This is a genomic window from Streptomyces sp. LHD-70 (assembly GCF_031157275.1).
GTDB lineage: Bacteria > Actinomycetota > Actinomycetes > Streptomycetales > Streptomycetaceae > Streptomyces.
In genome coordinates this window covers 44,351-59,460 of record NZ_JAVIFW010000005.1, presented here as the reverse complement: position 1 = coordinate 59,460, position 15,110 = coordinate 44,351, and the positions used below count along the sequence as shown (strand labels likewise).

Below are 15,110 nucleotides of genomic sequence, written 5' to 3'. Positions count from 1 at the left end.
CGAGCAATAAGAGCAAAACTCCAGGTCACAGCCTTGCCTGCGGTTCTGTGCCGACGGGCGTGAGCAGAACCGGCACCCCGTTGAGCACCGCCGTGCCGGACAGCGGGTCCAGGAGCGTCCCGTCGAGCAGCTGGTTGCTGTTCACTCCGGGAGTCGCCGTCGCGACGGCGGTACGGGTGCCGGGCCGGTCGTGGCCCCAGCCGTGCGGCAGGCTCACGACGCCCCTGCGCACGGCCCTGGTGACCTCGGCGGGCGCCTCGACCTCTCCCCCGGCGCCCTTGATACGGACGGGCTGCCCGTCGGCGATCCCGGCGCGGGCGGCGTCCTCGGGGTGGATGTGCAGGGTGCAGCGGTTGGTGCCGCGGTTGAGGACGGGGACGTTGTGCAGCCAGCTGTTGTTGGACCGCAGATGGCGGCGGCCGACGAGGACGAGCTCGGCGGGGTCGCGGTCCAGGGCGGCGCGCAGCCGCGGCAGGTCGGCGGCGATCGGCTCGGGCAGCAGCTCGACGCTGCCGCTGCGGGTGCGGAGCACTTCGGGGAGGCGGGACCCCAGCGGCCCGAGGTCGATGCCGTGCGGGTTCGCGAGCAGCTTGGCGAGGCTCAGGCCCTCGGGATCGGCGCCGAATCCGTCGCCGTACGGGCCGAGGCGCAGCATCAGGTCGAGGCGGCGTTCGGCGCCGCTGTCGCCGGTGAGCTGCGCGGCGAGTTCCTTCGGGTCGCGGCCGGGCACGCTCTGGTGCGGGTCGGCGACGGCCTTGCCGAGGGCGCGCTCGATGACCATGTCGTCCACGGCGTGCGCAGGCGCCCCGTGCATCCCGGAGACGGCGAGGACGAGCCGGGCCTGGATCTCGCACTCGTCCAGGGCGCCGTCCCGCAGCGGGACCGCGGCGCGCGTGTAGCGGGCCTGGTTGCGTACGGCGAGGGCGTTGAAGGCGAAGTCGTAGTGCGCGCTCTGCGCGGGCGGCGGCGGGGGCAGCACCACGTGCGCGTGCCGGGAGGTCTCGTTCAGGTACGGGTCGACGCTCACCATGAAGTCCAGGCCCGCGAGCGCCCGGTCGAGGCGGTCCCCGTCGGGCGCGGAGAGCACCGGGTTGGCGGCGAGGACGAGCAGGGCGCGGATCCGGCCCTCGCCCGGGGTGTCGATCTCCTCGGCGAGCGCGGCGGTGGGCAGCTCGCTCTTGACCTCGGGGTGCCCGCTCACCCGGCTCTGCCAGCGCCCGGTCCGGAACCCCTTGCCGGGCGCGGCGGGGCGGGGTGCGCGGTCGGTGGCGGAGAGCGGGAAGAGGGCGCCGCCGGGCCGGTCGAGGTTGCCGGTGAGGACGTTCAGGACGTCGACGAGCCAGTTCGCGAGGGTGCCGAACTCGACGGTGCAGGTGCCGATGCGGCCGTACACGGCGGCGGTGGGCGCGGCGGCCAGCTCCCTGGCCAGGGCGCGGATCTCGGCGGCCGGTACGTCACAGGCGCCTGCGACGGCCTCGGGGCTGAACTCGCCCACGGCGTCCCGGAGTTGGTCCGCCCCTTCCACGTACCGCTCAAGCCGGCCGAGCGAGATCAGGCTCTCCTCGAAGAGGACATGGACGAGCGCGGCGAGCAGCAGGGCGTCGGCGCCGGGGCGGATCGCGAGGTGCCGGTCGGCGAGTTCGGCGGTGCGGGTGGTGCGCGGGTCGACGACGGTGAGCGTGCCGCCGCGCTCGCGCAGGGCCTTGAGGCGGCCGGGGAAGTCGGGCGCGGTACAGAGGCTGCCGTTGGACTCGAGGGGGTTGGCGCCGAGGAGCAGCAGGTGGTCGGTGTGGTCCAGGTCCGGCACGGGGATGGCGAGGGGGTCGCCGTAGAGCAGTCCGCTGGCAACGTGCTTGGGCATCTGGTCGAGCGTGCTGGCGGTGAAGAGGCTGTGCGTGCCGAGGGCGCTCATGAGGACGGGCGGGTAGAGGGCGCCGGCCATGGTGTGCACGTTGGGGTTGCCGAGCACGACGCCGATCGCGTCGGGCCCGTGCTCCTCGACGAGCGGCCTGATGCCCGCGGCGACCGCGTCGAAGGCCTCCTCCCAACTCGCCTCCTGGAGCGTGCCGTCGCGGCGGACCAGGGGGCGGGTGAGGCGGTCGGGGTCGCTGTCGAGCGCGCCGAAGGCGGCGCCCTTGGGGCAGATGAAGCCCCGGCTGAACACATCGTCGCGGTCGCCGCGCGCGCCGGTGACACGGGTGCCCTCGATGGTGAGGGTCAGCCCGCAGGTGGCCTCGCAGAGGGGGCAGATCCGGAGCGCGGTACGGGATTCGGTACCGGAATCGGTACGGGATTCGGTACCGGAATCAGTACGGGAATCCGTAAGGGGCGCGGTTCGGGTGTTGCGGGACACGGGGCCCTCCCTGGGCGGCGGCAACGGCGGCGCACTCTCCACTGCGAGCATACCGACCGGTACGCATGGGGGCGAGGGGTGCGGGGAAGGTTCGGGCTCCGTTCCCCACAGGTTCAGTCGAGCGCCCGCGCCAGATACGCGTGCAGCAACTCCCGGGTCTCCGCGATCAGTTCGGGGTCACCCTCGGGCCGGAGGCGGAAGGCGAGGCGGAGCACCGCGTCGGCGGCCTCCACACCGACCAGGAGGCAGCGGCGCAGACCGGCGTCGAGGGAGCGTCCCAGGTGCCGGGCGAGGAGGTCCGCCAGGCGGTCGGCGAGCAGGTGGTTGGCCTCGGACGGCGCCTGCACGGGCCCGGCGAAGTCGACCAGGGCGAAGCCGGGGACGGTGCGCTTCATCGTCAGGTACTCCTCGAGCGCGGCGTCGGCGGCGGTCCGCCAGTCGTCGCGCCCGACCGTCGCGAGGCGCCCGGAGATGCGCTCGGCGTACCGGTCGAGGTTGCGCTGCGCGAGGGCCTCGGCCATGGCGCGCTTGTTGCCGAAGAAGCGGTACACGGAACCGATCGGCACGTCCGCGCGCTCGGCCACGGCACGGGTGCTCAGGGCCTCGTACCCGGCCTCGTCGAGCAGGCCCGCGCAGGCGTCGAGTATCCGGTTGAGCCGCTCGGCGCTGCGCTGCTGCACGGGGGCGCGCCTGAGCCGGCTCGGGTCGGGGTCGGGGGTCCAGGACATGGGCGTGAGCGTAACCACCGGAGAAGCCGTCCGACTGCCCCGTTGACGGGACCCCTCAGCAATCCTACGGTGGTCCATAGGATTCCAGGTTCCTACGGCAGCGGGGAGCACACATGAGCGGCACCGAGCAGGCGCGGAAGACGGCGGAGGGGCTCTCGTACCTCTCCGGCTTCGGCAACGAGCACAGCAGCGAGGCCGTCCCCGGCGCTCTGCCGCACGGCCGGAACTCCCCGCAGCGCGCCCCCCTCGGCCTGTACGCGGAGCAGCTCAGCGGCAGCGCGTTCACCGAGCCGCGGGCGCACAACCGCCGCTCGTGGCTGTACCGCATCCGCCCCTCCGCCGCGCACCCGGCGTTCACACGGATCGACAACGGCGCGGTGCGCACGGCCCCGTTCACCGAGTCCGTGCCCGACCCGAACCGGCAGCGCTGGAACCCGCTGCCCGAGCCCGCGCCCGGCACCGACTTCCTCGACGGCCTGTGGACGGTCGGCGGCAACGGCGACGCGACGCAGCGCACCGGCATGGCCGTACACCTCTACCACGCCAACTCCCCCATGGAACGGCGGGTGTTCAGCAACGCCGACGGCGAGCTCCTGATCGTCCCCGAGCACGGCGGCCTGCTGCTCCGCACCGAACTGGGCCTGCTGCGCGCCGAGCCGGGCGAGGTGGCCCTGATCCCGCGCGGGGTGCGCTTCCGCGTGGAACTGCTCGACGCGACCGCCCGCGGCTATGTGTGCGAGAACTACGGCGCGCCCTTCCAGCTCCCCGACCTCGGCCCGATCGGCGCCAACGGCCTCGCCAACGCACGGGACTTCAGGGCCCCGGAGGCCGCGTACGAGGACGTGGAAGGGGACGTGGAGGTGGTCAACAAGTACTGCGGCAACCTCTGGTCGGCGGTCTACGACCACTCCCCGCTCGACGTCGTCGCCTGGCACGGCAACCACGTCCCGTACGTCTACGACCTGCACCGCTTCAACGTCATCGGCTCGATCAGCTACGACCACCCGGACCCGTCGATCTTCACGGTCCTCACCTCGCCGACCGACACCCCGGGGCTCGCGGGCGTCGACTTCGTGGTGTTCGCGCCGCGCTGGCTGGTGGGCGAGGACACGTTCCGGCCGCCGTACTTCCACCGGAACGTGATGAGCGAGTACATGGGCCTGATCGAGGGCGCGTACGACGCGAAAACTGCCGGTCCAGGGGGCTTCGTGCCGGGCGGCGGCTCGCTGCACAACATGATGTCGGCGCACGGACCGGACCGGGAGACGTTCGAGAAGGCGTCCGCGGCCGAGCTGAAGCCGCAGAAGATCGACGACGGCCTGGCGTTCATGTTCGAGACCCGCTGGCCCGTGACACTCGCCCCGCAGGCGGCCGAGGCGTCCCACCTGCAGACGGGCTACGACGATGTGTGGCAGGGTCTCCAGCGTCATTTCCGGCCAGGAAATGTCTGAGACTCAGGAAACCCCTGAACTCAGTCCCATGCATTCCGTCATGAACCGGTTGTAAGACGGAGCGGATCCATACGGAGCGGAGCAGCCGTGACCGCCTTTGCCCCGGACTCGATCGTCCTCAACCGCAAGCTGCCGCTGTGGTACCAGGTGTCGCAGTCGCTGCGCGCCTCGATACTCGGCCGCACCCCGGAGGCGCCGCTGCGCCTGCCCACCGAGGAGCAGCTCGCGGTGCACTACGGCGTGAGCGTCCTGACCATGCGCCAGGCGCTCAAGGAGCTGGAGGACGAGGGTCTGATCAGCCGGCACCGGCGGCGCGGCACGTTCATCGAGCCGAGCGCCGAACGAGGCGCTCCGGTACGGCTGTTGGGCTCCGTCGACGCGATCGTGGCGCAGCAGTCCGGCATGCGCACCGAGCTGCTCAGCCATGGCGAGGGCCCGGCGCCGGCGGATGTCGCCGCGTACTTCCCGGGCCTCACGGAAGTGGCCACGTACCACCGGCTGCGCAGCGACGAGCAGACCGGGGAGCCGACCAACCACGCGCGCAACTACGTCCGCCCGGACGTCGCCGCCCGTATCGATCCGGCCGATCTGGAGCGCTGGCCGATGACGAAGGTGCTGCGCGACCTGGTCCGGCTGCGCATCAGCCGGATCACGGACACCGTCGAGGCGAGGCTCGCGGACCCGGAGACGGCCGCCCTGCTCCAGGTCCCGCTGCTCAGCCCGATCCTGCACTACACCGGCGTCACCTACGACGAGGACGGCGAGGTCCTGGACGTCGCCCGCATCCACTACCGCGGTGACCGCTTCTCGTTCACGGTCACCCTGGACGCCCACTGATCACGCCGTACGATCGGAGCGTGACTCACTCGGACGTGGCAGCCGTTTCCGCCGCCCCGCTGCTCGACGATCTGCTGCCCTGGTCGGTCGCTCCGCTGCGGCTCGGCCGCGGCTGGCCGATGGCACCGGACGCGGCGTCACTGAAGGCGCGCTGGGCGGCGTTCGTACGGGCCGAGGCCGAGCAGCGTCAGGTGTTGCTGCACCCCAGCCGGTCCCGCACCCTGATCACCTCCGTCGCCCAACTCCCCGGCCAGAGCAGCGGAACGCGCCCGCTCGCCGACGAGTCCGGGCCGTGCCCCGAGCCCGTGCGGGTGCTGCACGGGCCGTTCGACGAGCAGTGGCTGCTGCCCGACCACCGGCTGATCGACGCGGCCAGGCCCGAGCTGTGGCGGGTCGCGGACGTCGAGCAGCTGTTCCTCGTCGAACCCGGGCACGTGCCGGAGGCCGGCGGCCCCGCCCTGGTCGCCACCGCGCTGCTGCCCGACGGCCGCTCCCCCGCCGGGCGCCCCGGCCGGATCCGCCCGCTCTACCGGCGCCCCGGCGGCACCGAGCCCAACCTGGCGCCCGGGCTCCTGGACGCGCTCGCCGACCGCCTCGGCACCGAGACCGGCCCGGAGGAACTGCTCGCCTGGTGCCTGGCCGCGGCCCGCCGCACCCCGTCCGGCTGCCGCGTCCCGCTCACCGCCGACCCGGACGTGTGGGCGCACGGCGTGGACCTCGGCCACCGCATCCTGTGGCTGCATCTGCGCACCGGCGAGCGCCCCAAACTCCCCGGCGGCCGCCGCCCGTACGTCCGCTCCGCGCTGCCCGCCCGCCCCACCGAGCTGCTCTACGACCGCGAGGAGGAGGCCCTGCACATCGGCGAGGGCCGGATCTCCCCGGTCCCGGCAGCGGCCTGGGACTTCCACGTGTGCGGGGTGCGGGTCCTTCAGCTGTGGTTCGAGCGGCGTTCGTGGGCAGAGCAGCCGGAGGGCCTGGAGGCGCTGCGGCCGTCGGCGTGGCCGCAGGCCTGGACGTCCGAGCTGCTCGAACTGATCACGGTCCTGTCGCTCCTCGCGGAAGTCCGGCCGCGGCAGGAGGAGTTGGTGCGCGCGGCGGGGGAAGCTCCGCTCGGCGCGGGCGAGCTGCGCACGGCGAAAGTCCTGCCCGTGCCGGACTCGTCCCGCCGCCCTGCCTCGGTCCTGGACCACCAGGAGGAGGGCCCGGGCGGGCAGTTCGCGCTGCTGTAGGGGCGGCTGCTCCTTCTTCCCTCCCCGCCCCTTCCCGAATCTCCTCAATCGCCGGAGGGGCTCAATTTGAGCCCCTCTGGGGGCACCTCCCAGCGGTAGCTGGGGGAGATTGAGGAGGCCCGTCCGGCAGGCCACGCGGCGCCAGCCGCAGATCGACACAGTCGGGAAGGGGCGGGGAGGGGAGGGGAAAAGTAAGCCTCTAGGCCACGCCACGATGCAGGTACCCCCGCGCCACCAGCTCCAGCACCCCCGCCACCGCGACCCCCTGCACCGCCATGAGCGCGACGAGCACGAAGAGCTGTACCGCGCCCGCCTGTACCGGTGACGCCCCGCCGAGGAGCATGCCGACGAACGCGCCGGGCAGCGTGACCAGGCCGACCGTACGGGTCTGGTCGAGGCCGGGGATCAGCGCCTCCGACGCGGCCGGGCGGGCGACCAGGAGGCGGGCCTCGGGGTCGCTCAGGCCGAGGGCCATGGCCGCCTCCACCTCGCCCTTGCGGGCGTCGAGTTCGTCCAGGGCGCGACGGCCGCCGAGCACGGTGGCGGTGAGCGCGCCGCCGATGAGGATGCCGGTGACGGGGATCAGCGCGATGCCCTTGAGCGGCACGAGCCCGGTGAGCAGCAGCGCCAGGACCACGGGGACGACGCCCGCCCCGATGGGCACCGCCGCCCACCACCAGCTGCCGTCGGCGGTGATCCGGCGTCCGGCGGTGCGGGTGGCCACCACGTACATCAGGACGAGGAAGCCGAGCAGCAGCGGTACGGAGCGGACCACCCAGCCGATCAGCAGGGAGACGGCGGCGAGCTGGGCGGCGGCGCGCAGCCCGGCGACGACGATCTCGCGGGCGCGGCCCCGGTCCTCGGCGGGGCTGAGCCGGGCGAACGCGGCGACGCAGGCGGCCACCGCGAGCAGCACGGCGAGGACCGCGCCCAGGGTGAGGTTGACGGGCAGCAACGTGTTGGCGGCGTACGCGGGCACGTCCGTAACCCTAAGTCCCTGGGGCAGCAGCCTTTACTTCTGCGGCGCCAACTCCGGCCCCAAAGAAGAGAACTGCTCCTGCGAGACCACTCGCCTGGGCGGCCACGTGATGTTGCTCGGGGGCCACTTCTGGCCCGTCTGCTTGAGGAACCACGCCGGCGGCTCGTACATCGGCGGCTCGTACCCCTCCGGGAGCGCCGTCTTCCACTCCACCCCCTTCGTCCGCTCCGCGAACTCCTCCTTGACCGCCTTCAGCCGCGCAGGCTGGGTCAGCAGGTCGACCGCCGTCGCCGCCAGATACGACGCCGCGGCGAGCACCGCCGCCCGGCCGGGCGCCGCCGCCGCGCAGGCCGCCGTGGACCAGGTGTGCATCTTGGTCCCGATGGGCGCGAGGGCCGCGCCCATGGACACGGTCGGCACGTTCCAGCTGATGTCGGCGACATCCGTGGAACCGCCGCCCATGAAGACCGGGTTGGGCGGGTTGAGCGCGCCGATCTCGGCGTGCAGGCCCTTCTCGGGAAGCCCGAGGGACTTCTGCAGCTCCTTCGCCAACTCCTGTGCCTCGCCGGAGAACTCGGGCGGGCCGATCTGGCGCATGTTGTCGTGCAGGAGCTCGGCGAAGGACCTGGACGGCAGCTGGTTCCAGCAGGCCGCGGTGATGCGGTGGCTCACCTTGGTCTGCGCGGCCTTCGCCGCCGCCTCGGACACGGCGATCACCTTGTCGAGCAGCACCTGCACGCGCGCGGGGCTGCCCTCGCGTACGTAGTACGAGATCTCGGCGATCTCCGGGGTGACGTTCGGGATGTCGCCGCCGTTGTTGATCACCCAGTGGAGCCGGCCGCTGGGCGCCAGGTTCTCCTCGCGCAGGAACTCCGACATCGTCGCCATCATCACGGCGGCGTCGAGGGCCGACTTGTTCCCGAGCGGGGTGCCGCCGTGCCCTGCTACGCCGAGGAAGGTGAACGTCACCGCGGTCATCGCGGTGGTGGAGCCCCAGCCGGTGGCGTTGGCGGTGGAGGGGTGCCAGTCGAGGAAGGCGTCGAGTCCGTCGTACACGCCCTGCGAGACCGCGTACGTCTTGCCGACCAGGGTCTCCTCGGCCGTGGAGCCGAAGAACTTCACGGTCACGGGCAGGTCGTGCCTCTCCGCGGCCCGCGCCACGGCTGCGGCCGCCGCTGCCGCCGCCGTGCCGAGCGCGCTGTGCCCGCAGCCGTGGCCGGGGCCGTACGAGGGGGCGTACGGGTCGTGCACGTACTCCAGGGGGTCGTGGTGGCCGACGCCCTTCTTCTGGGAGAGGCCGGGCAGCGCGTCGTACTCGCCGCTGAAGCCGATGGCCGGTCCGCCCGAGCCGTGCCGGTACGTCGCGGTGAAGGCGGTGGGGAAGCCGGCGGTGCCGAACTCGACCTGGAATCCGGCCTTCTTGAGGAAGTCGGCCTGGGCGAGCGACGACTTCCACTCCCGCAGGGAGAGCTCGGCCAGCTCCCATATCTCTTCGTTGAGGCCGGTGATCCGGTCGGCCTGTGAGGTGATCCAGCCGAGCGCGGTCCGCTTGGCGGCGCTGTCCTCGGCGAGCCCTTCGGGTGCCTGGTACGAGCCGTCCGTATCGGCGGATTCAGCCGCGGCGGCCATCGCGGGGTCGGCGTCGGCGCTCATCGCGGCGGCCGTGACGCCCGCGGCGCCGAGGAGCTGCATCACGCGCCGACGGCTGAGCGCGGGGTGTCCGGCGGTGGCGGTCTCGTGGTCGTGCTCGTGCTGATCGTGCAGGTCACACACGCGGGCCTCCGGGGGTGAGGGCGGTGGCGAGGACGCCGGCGAATCGCGGCATATGGGGACAAAAGCGCACGGGCACACCACAGTTCGGTGTACCTGCCATGCGCTTGCGGTGATCAGCACCTTGGACCGTGATCGTTGCCACGTCAACATCCGGGGTGACAAAGCCATTACGCGGGGTTCAGGATCATGAGCCATGCAGAACTCTCCGCGTCCCCCTCAGCCGCAGCAGCCGCTACCCCTGGACGGCATCACCGTCGTCGCCGTCGAGCAGGCCGTCTCGGCACCGTTCGCCACGCGTCAACTGGCCGATCTGGGCGCCCGGGTGATCAAGGTCGAGCGGCCGGACGGCGGCGACTTCGCCCGCGGCTACGACACGGCGGCGGCCGGTCTGGCCTCGCACTTCGTGTGGGCGAACCGCGGCAAGGAGTCCCTCGCGGTCGACCTGAAGGATCCGCGGGGCCTCGCGGCCGTACGGGCGCTGATCGCGGAGGCGGACGTCTTCGTGCAGAACCTGGCGCAGGGTGCGGCGGCCCGCCTGGGCCTGGACGCGGCGTCGCTGTGCGCGGAGCATCCACGGCTCGTGGCGGTGGACATCTCGGGGTACGGGGCGGGTGGCCCGTATGCGGACAAGCGAGCGTACGACATGCTCGTGCAGTGCGAGGCGGGCCTGGTGTCGGTCACGGGGACGCCGGAGCAGCCGGTGAAGGCGGGTATCCCGGCGGCCGACATCGCGGCGGCGATGTACGCGTTCTCGGGGGTGCTCGCGGCGCTGCTCAGGCGGTCGACGACGGGGCTCGGCGGCCCGGTGGAGGTCTCCATGCTGGAGGCCCTCGCGGAGTGGATGGGCCACCCGCTGCATCACGCGATGCACGGCGGCGAGCCGCCGGTCCGCACGGGTCTGGCGCACGCGGTGATCGCCCCGTACGACGCCTACGCCACCGCGGACGGGGCGCGCGTGCTGCTCTCCGTGCAGAACGACCGGGAGTGGCGGCGCCTGGCCGAAATGGTCCTGGAGCGGCCGGAGTTGGCGGATGATCCGGCGTACGCGACCAACGCGGCGCGGACGGCGCACCGGGCGGCGACGGACGAGCTGGTGGCGAAGGCCCTGGGCCGGCTCGATGTGGATACCGCGCTGGCGCGCCTGGAGAAGGCGGGGATCGCGTGCGCGCGGCTGCGGGACGTCACGGAGGTGGCGGAGCATCCGCAGCTGGCGGCGCGGGGGCGGTGGCGCGAGGTGGGGTCGCCGGTGGGGTCGTTGCGGGCGCTGCTGCCGCCGGTGACGCTGCCGGGCGGGGCGGATCCGGCGATGGGAGCGGTGCCCGCGCTCGGCGAGCACACCGGGGCGCTGCTGCGTGCCGTGGGGATGTCGGACGCCGAGATCGCAGCGTTGCGCCGGGACGGTGTGGTCGCCTGAGCGTGACGGGCCTGTGCGTGTGACGGGCCTGTGGGCGTGACGGGCCTGTGCGTGTGAAGGGCCGGGGTGTGGCCCGCGGGCTGCGGGCTCACACTGTCGTGCTCTGCTCTGTCCTGCTCGCTTCGTACGGCGGCCTGGTGGCCGCCGCAGACGGCTCAGTGGCCGCCGAAGAGCGAGCGGGTCAGCCGCCGGAGCGGCGCGAAGAGAGAGACCTTGCGCACACGGGCCACACGGCTCGTGCGCTCGTGCGCCACATCACGCGTCGTGAGCTCGCGCATCAGCAGCGTCGCGTCCGCCGACTCCCGCTGCGGGACGGCGGGGCCGCCCAGCACCGACAGATGGCGGTCGAGACGAGAGCTGGTCGCACTGCTCCCGCAGGTGATCGCAGGGACTCGCGCCCTGCTGCGCACTGTTATCTGTTCCATGTCACTCCCCACCCGTACGAGGGCACCCGGCCCGGGCAGGTTAACCCTATCGCCCCGCACTGACACTCGCGTATCCCGGTCGCGGGATTCACTTCCACCTTAAGGATGTTGACGCTCACTCTCTGAATACGCCTGATTCCAGGGCGAGTTGGACAAGTTGGGCGCGACCGACTCGTAGTGACCGGCCGTCACCCCAGGGGCGGCCGGGAGCCTGTTCGCCCGTGCCTCCAGATGGCGGAACGCGGCGTGTCCCGGCGGCCCCGTATGGACCGTAACGCGACGCGGGGCCCTTGCAGTCTGTGATGATCACCACTTCCGGCGTGGCGATGTTTACGAAGGCGGATCGCGGGGCCCAACTACTACCCCGCGCGCACCCGCCGTCACGCTCCGCGCCGAACTCGGTCCTCAAGTCCCGCTCGTACGAATTGAGTTGACGCACCGTCCGCCGACGCGGTGCGGGCAGGAGCCCCGGTCGTACGGGAGCTCCTGCCCGCGTGTGGCAGTCGTCATTCAGGGTGGGGGTGGGAACGCGCGGCTGGTGTGGCCGGTCGGGCTCACACGGTGCCGCTGAAGGTGGGCAGGTATCCGCCCGACTGACCGGCCGCGGTGGGGTGGTAGGACTCGCCGATGTTGCCCCAGTTGACGCTGTGCAACCAGGAGTCGCCGGAGCAGATCTCGTGTCCGGTGAAGGCCGGGGCCACGTCGCCGAAGGCGAAGCCGTGGTCGGCGGCCCGCTTGGCGGTGGCGGCGTTGAGGTGGTCGGCGGCGCCGTTGATGGCGGCGCGCTCGTTCTCGGTGAGCCCTGCGACGCAGCTGCCGTTCAGCTTGTAGAAGCGGGGGTAACCGAGCACGGCCACCTGCGCGTTGGGGGCCTTGCCGCGGATCGCGCTGTACGCCTTGTGGAGGTTGCCGGGAAGCGTGGTGTCGACGTATCGCTTCGCCTCGTTGACTCGGGCGATGCAGGTGCTCTCGGACTGCAGGACGCAGGTGGTCATGACGTCGGCGAAGCCCGCGTCGTTGCCGCCGATGGTGAGGGAGACGAGCGTCGTACCGGAGTTGAGGGGACCCAGCTGGTTGTTGATGAGATCGCCGGTGCGGGCGCCGGAGCAGGCGGTGAAGGAGAAGGACGACGGGGAGTGGGAGTTGGCCCACAGGACGGGGTACGCGCGGGTGCTGCGCTTGCAGCCACCGCTCCCGCTGTCGTAGTTGCCGGCGCCGAGGCCCGAGGAGTAGGAGTCGCCGAGCGCCACATAGGCCTCGGCCGCCGCGCCCTCGGTGGCCCCTGCCGTGCCTGCTCCGGTGAGAGCTAAGCCGGTGGCAAGGAGAAGTGACGAGGCGTAAGCCGTGATTCGGGACAGTCTCATGGAACCTCCCTTTAGCAGGATCTCTGCCTAAGCCGTGGTAGCACGCGGCCGGTGACGCTGGGAGTGTCCATGCCAAGAAGGTTCGGTGTGGGGACCTTCACTCGGAACAGGTTTGACCTGGGATCCGCCCCTTCACAGGACAACTTCCTTGGTGGGGGCGGGAAATGAGGAAGGCTCAGTTACCAGGGAGTTCGGTGGGCTCAGGGGTCTTGGTGGGTGCCTCTGTCCCCGGTCGGTGCCTCCGTCCCGCGCCGCTTGCGGATGCGGCCCGCGCACCAGAGGAGCAGGAGGATGCCGACGGGGATCGCGAGCACCCCGGCGAGCCAGGCCAGCGGATACTGCTCACCGATCCAGCAGGCCCCGCCCACCTCGTAGCAATCGGCGTCCCGGTTGCGGCGCTTGGGCCGGATCGCCCCGAGCTGAAGCGCGAGCAGGAACACCGCCGCCGCACCGCCCGCGCACACCCCCGCTCCCCAGCCGAGCACCCCGACAGGCCCGGACGCCCCGCCCGCGCCCCCGTCGCCGCCCCGCATCCGGAGCCACGCCGCGCCTGCCCCGCCGATCACCAGCGGCAGCAACAGGCCGACGGTGACGGCGAATCCGTACCCGCCGCCGGGCCAGTGCGGTGCGAGGGTGCCCCAGAGCGGAGCCGACCAGAAGAAGGTGCCCGTCGCGGAGGCGATCAGGGCGAGCACGATGAGCGTGATGGCGGGCCAGATGCGGGAGGCGGTTCGGTCACGGGAGCCGGTTCGGTCACGGGAGGCGCCGCGCTCGCCGCCGCCTCGCTCACTCCGTGGCCGGGGTGCGCGCGGTGCCGCAGCCAACGGCGAAGGTGCCGCCCTGCGCCGTTTCGGCCTCGCTGAACCCGCCACGTCAACTCCCCCGCCCGTACGGTCCTTCCGGCCCCGGCGGTGGTGGTTCCGGCGCCGGGCCGCCTCATTGGACCACGAGGCCCGGCGCGCCCCGGAACACGGCCGGGCCTTGAGGAAATGCGGTGCGGGACCGGCGGGCGTGCCGGATCATGGGCCGCATGCCTGCTGACGACCCTCACGGTGCCCTGCCGATCCGGCTCAACGTCGATGACAGCGACTCCCCTTCGGACGTCGTCGACGCGCTGTTCCTCGGCCGCTTCGCGACGGGCGAGCAGCCGTACGCGCACAGCTCGTCGATCGACCGCGTCAAGTCCGGCCTGACCCTGATCCCGCCGGGTGCGACCGTGCTGCGCGCCGCGCGCGACGACGACCGCAGCGCGACCCTCGCCCAGGGCGAGGGCTGGACGCTGCTGATCTCCCGCTGGAACCGGGGCGCGGACGTCACCGTCACCGCGGTCACCGAGGAGCTCGCCCGCGAGATCGTGAAGCAGTCCACGGACGGCGCCGCCGACGAGCCCGAACCCCAGCCCGAGAACGTGACGATGGGCTTCTGGTACGTGTCGCCGCGCCGCGGCCCGCATCGCACCACCCGGCAGATCGCCGCCGGTACGTGGGACGAGGTCCGCCCCAACTACACGACGCCGGTCGCCGAGGCCATGGACCGGCTGATGAAGACCACCCCCGAGGACATCGCGGGCCGCCTGCTCCTCCTGCACGGCCCGCCCGGCACCGGCAAGACCTCCGCCCTGCGCACCCTCGCCCGCTCCTGGCGCGACTGGTGCCAGGTGGACTGCGTACTCGACCCGGAGCGGCTCTTCTCCGACGTCGGCTACCTCATGGACATCGCGATCGGCGAGGACGACGCGGCGGGCGGCCGCTGGCGGCTGCTGCTCCTGGAGGACTGCGACGAGCTGATCCGCGGCGAGGCCAAGCACACCGCGGGCCAGGCCCTCTCCCGGCTGCTCAACCTCACCGACGGACTGCTCGGCCAGGGCCGCAACGTCCTGGTGGGCGTCACCACCAACGAGGACCTGGAACGGCTGCACCCGGCCGTGGTCCGGCCGGGGCGCTGCCTGGCCCGGATCGAGGTGGGCGGACTGACCCGCGCCGAGTCCCTCGACTGGCTGGGCGCGGATTTCCCCGCCGCCGAGGAGGCCGTGGGCCGCGACGGCGCGACGCTCGCCGAACTCTTCGCCCTGCGCCGCGGCACGAGCCCCACATCGGTCCCGGACCAGCGGGACGGGGCGGACTCGGGGTTGTACCTGTAGGGGGCTCGGCGGTGACCGAGCCGACGGTGCGGATCCTGGTTCGCGGGCCTACTCGTACGCCGCCCGCAGCGCATCCCGCACCGCGTCGAGGGCGGCTCCTTGGTCGAGGCCCAGGCGACGGGCCTCCGCCGCATACGTCTGTGCGGCGGCCGCCGCACGCCGCTCCGCCGCATCCCCCGCCGCCGCGATGAACGTCCCATTGCGGCCACGGGTCTCGATCACCCCGTCCGCCTCCAACGCGCGATATGCCTTGGCCACCGTATTCGCGGCGAGGCCGAGTTCCTCCGCGAGGCCGCGCACCGTCGGGAGTTTGTGGCCCACGGGCAGTGCGCCCGACCTGGCCTGCTCGGAGATCTGGGCGCGCACCTGCTCGTAGGGCGCACCGGCTTCGTGGTCGACGTGGATCTTGAGGGTCAC

At 72.5% G+C, this 15,110-nt stretch carries 13 protein-coding genes; 5 read left to right on the top strand and 8 right to left on the bottom strand.

From position 1 onward, the window contains the following. Window positions 1-25: 25 nt before the first annotated feature. Together RCO28_RS10930 and RCO28_RS10925 are read right to left on the bottom strand one after the other, a co-directional pair. Window positions 26-2,251: a molybdopterin oxidoreductase family protein gene (locus RCO28_RS10930; RefSeq protein WP_308941232.1), complete on the bottom strand. Its 2,226-nt coding sequence runs from the start codon at window positions 2,249-2,251 to the stop codon at window positions 26-28. 215 nt (window positions 2,252-2,466) lie between these two features. Continuing rightward, window positions 2,467-3,081, bottom strand: a complete 615-nt coding sequence (locus RCO28_RS10925) for a TetR/AcrR family transcriptional regulator (protein WP_308940845.1) — start codon at window positions 3,079-3,081, stop codon at window positions 2,467-2,469. Window positions 3,082-3,194: 113 nt separating this feature from the next. Between RCO28_RS10925 and hmgA the strand changes: the two genes are divergently transcribed. The 3 genes from hmgA (at window position 3,195) to RCO28_RS10910 (ending at window position 6,598) form a co-directional block, all read left to right on the top strand. Next, window positions 3,195-4,532, top strand: coding sequence for a homogentisate 1,2-dioxygenase (gene hmgA, locus RCO28_RS10920; protein ID WP_308940844.1), 1,338 nt, complete (start codon window positions 3,195-3,197; stop codon window positions 4,530-4,532). 87 nt (window positions 4,533-4,619) lie between these two features. After that, window positions 4,620-5,369, top strand: a complete 750-nt coding sequence (locus RCO28_RS10915; protein ID WP_308940843.1) for a GntR family transcriptional regulator — start codon at window positions 4,620-4,622, stop codon at window positions 5,367-5,369. Between the two features lie 20 nt (window positions 5,370-5,389). After that, window positions 5,390-6,598, top strand: a complete 1,209-nt coding sequence (locus RCO28_RS10910; RefSeq protein WP_308940842.1) for a type ISP restriction/modification enzyme — start codon at window positions 5,390-5,392, stop codon at window positions 6,596-6,598. A gap of 199 nt (window positions 6,599-6,797) precedes the next feature. On the opposite strand, the gene RCO28_RS10905 is transcribed toward RCO28_RS10910, so the two are convergent. Then, window positions 6,798-7,577, bottom strand: coding sequence for an ABC transporter permease (locus tag RCO28_RS10905; protein ID WP_308940841.1), 780 nt, complete (start codon window positions 7,575-7,577; stop codon window positions 6,798-6,800). A 33-nt stretch (window positions 7,578-7,610) separates the two neighbouring features. After that, a complete protein-coding gene (locus RCO28_RS10900; protein WP_308940840.1) occupies window positions 7,611-9,350 on the bottom strand; it encodes an amidohydrolase in 1,740 nt (579 codons plus the stop codon). Between the two features lie 193 nt (window positions 9,351-9,543). Between RCO28_RS10900 and RCO28_RS10895 the strand changes: the two genes are divergently transcribed. Beyond that, window positions 9,544-10,764, top strand: a complete 1,221-nt coding sequence (locus RCO28_RS10895) for a CaiB/BaiF CoA-transferase family protein (RefSeq protein ID WP_308940839.1) — start codon at window positions 9,544-9,546, stop codon at window positions 10,762-10,764. Window positions 10,765-10,919: 155 nt separating this feature from the next. On the opposite strand, the gene RCO28_RS10890 is transcribed toward RCO28_RS10895, so the two are convergent. From RCO28_RS10890 to RCO28_RS10880, 3 genes are all read right to left on the bottom strand, one after another. Continuing rightward, the gene (locus RCO28_RS10890; RefSeq protein WP_308940838.1) at window positions 10,920-11,189 is read right to left on the bottom strand and encodes a hypothetical protein; all 270 of its coding nucleotides are present in this window, start codon (window positions 11,187-11,189) and stop codon (window positions 10,920-10,922) included. Window positions 11,190-11,743: 554 nt separating this feature from the next. After that, entirely contained in the window at window positions 11,744-12,553 is an 810-nt protein-coding gene (locus tag RCO28_RS10885; RefSeq protein ID WP_308940837.1) for an SGNH/GDSL hydrolase family protein, read from the bottom strand. Between the two features lie 200 nt (window positions 12,554-12,753). Then, window positions 12,754-13,377, bottom strand: coding sequence for a hypothetical protein (locus RCO28_RS10880; RefSeq protein ID WP_308940836.1), 624 nt, complete (start codon window positions 13,375-13,377; stop codon window positions 12,754-12,756). 206 nt (window positions 13,378-13,583) lie between these two features. On the opposite strand from RCO28_RS10880, the gene RCO28_RS10875 reads away from it, so the two are divergent. Further along, window positions 13,584-14,693: a DUF5925 domain-containing protein gene (locus RCO28_RS10875; RefSeq protein WP_308940835.1), complete on the top strand. Its 1,110-nt coding sequence runs from the start codon at window positions 13,584-13,586 to the stop codon at window positions 14,691-14,693. 48 nt (window positions 14,694-14,741) lie between these two features. Here RCO28_RS10875 and RCO28_RS10870 read toward each other — a convergent pair whose 3' ends face one another. After that, a complete protein-coding gene (locus RCO28_RS10870) occupies window positions 14,742-15,110 on the bottom strand; it encodes a GntR family transcriptional regulator (protein WP_308940834.1) in 369 nt (122 codons plus the stop codon).

Excerpts from the sequence above, each read along its gene's own strand:
- RCO28_RS10875 (WP_308940835.1), top strand. The coding sequence starts at position 13,584 with ATGCCTGCTGACGACCCTCACGGTGCCCTGCCGATCCGGCTCAACGTC.
- RCO28_RS10890 (WP_308940838.1), bottom strand. The coding sequence starts at position 11,189 with ATGGAACAGATAACAGTGCGCAGCAGGGCGCGAGTCCCTGCGATCACC.
- RCO28_RS10885 (WP_308940837.1), bottom strand. The coding sequence starts at position 12,553 with ATGAGACTGTCCCGAATCACGGCTTACGCCTCGTCACTTCTCCTTGCC.
- RCO28_RS10895 (WP_308940839.1), top strand. The coding sequence starts at position 9,544 with ATGCAGAACTCTCCGCGTCCCCCTCAGCCGCAGCAGCCGCTACCCCTG.
- hmgA (WP_308940844.1), top strand. The coding sequence starts at position 3,195 with ATGAGCGGCACCGAGCAGGCGCGGAAGACGGCGGAGGGGCTCTCGTAC.
- RCO28_RS10925 (WP_308940845.1), bottom strand. The coding sequence starts at position 3,081 with ATGTCCTGGACCCCCGACCCCGACCCGAGCCGGCTCAGGCGCGCCCCC.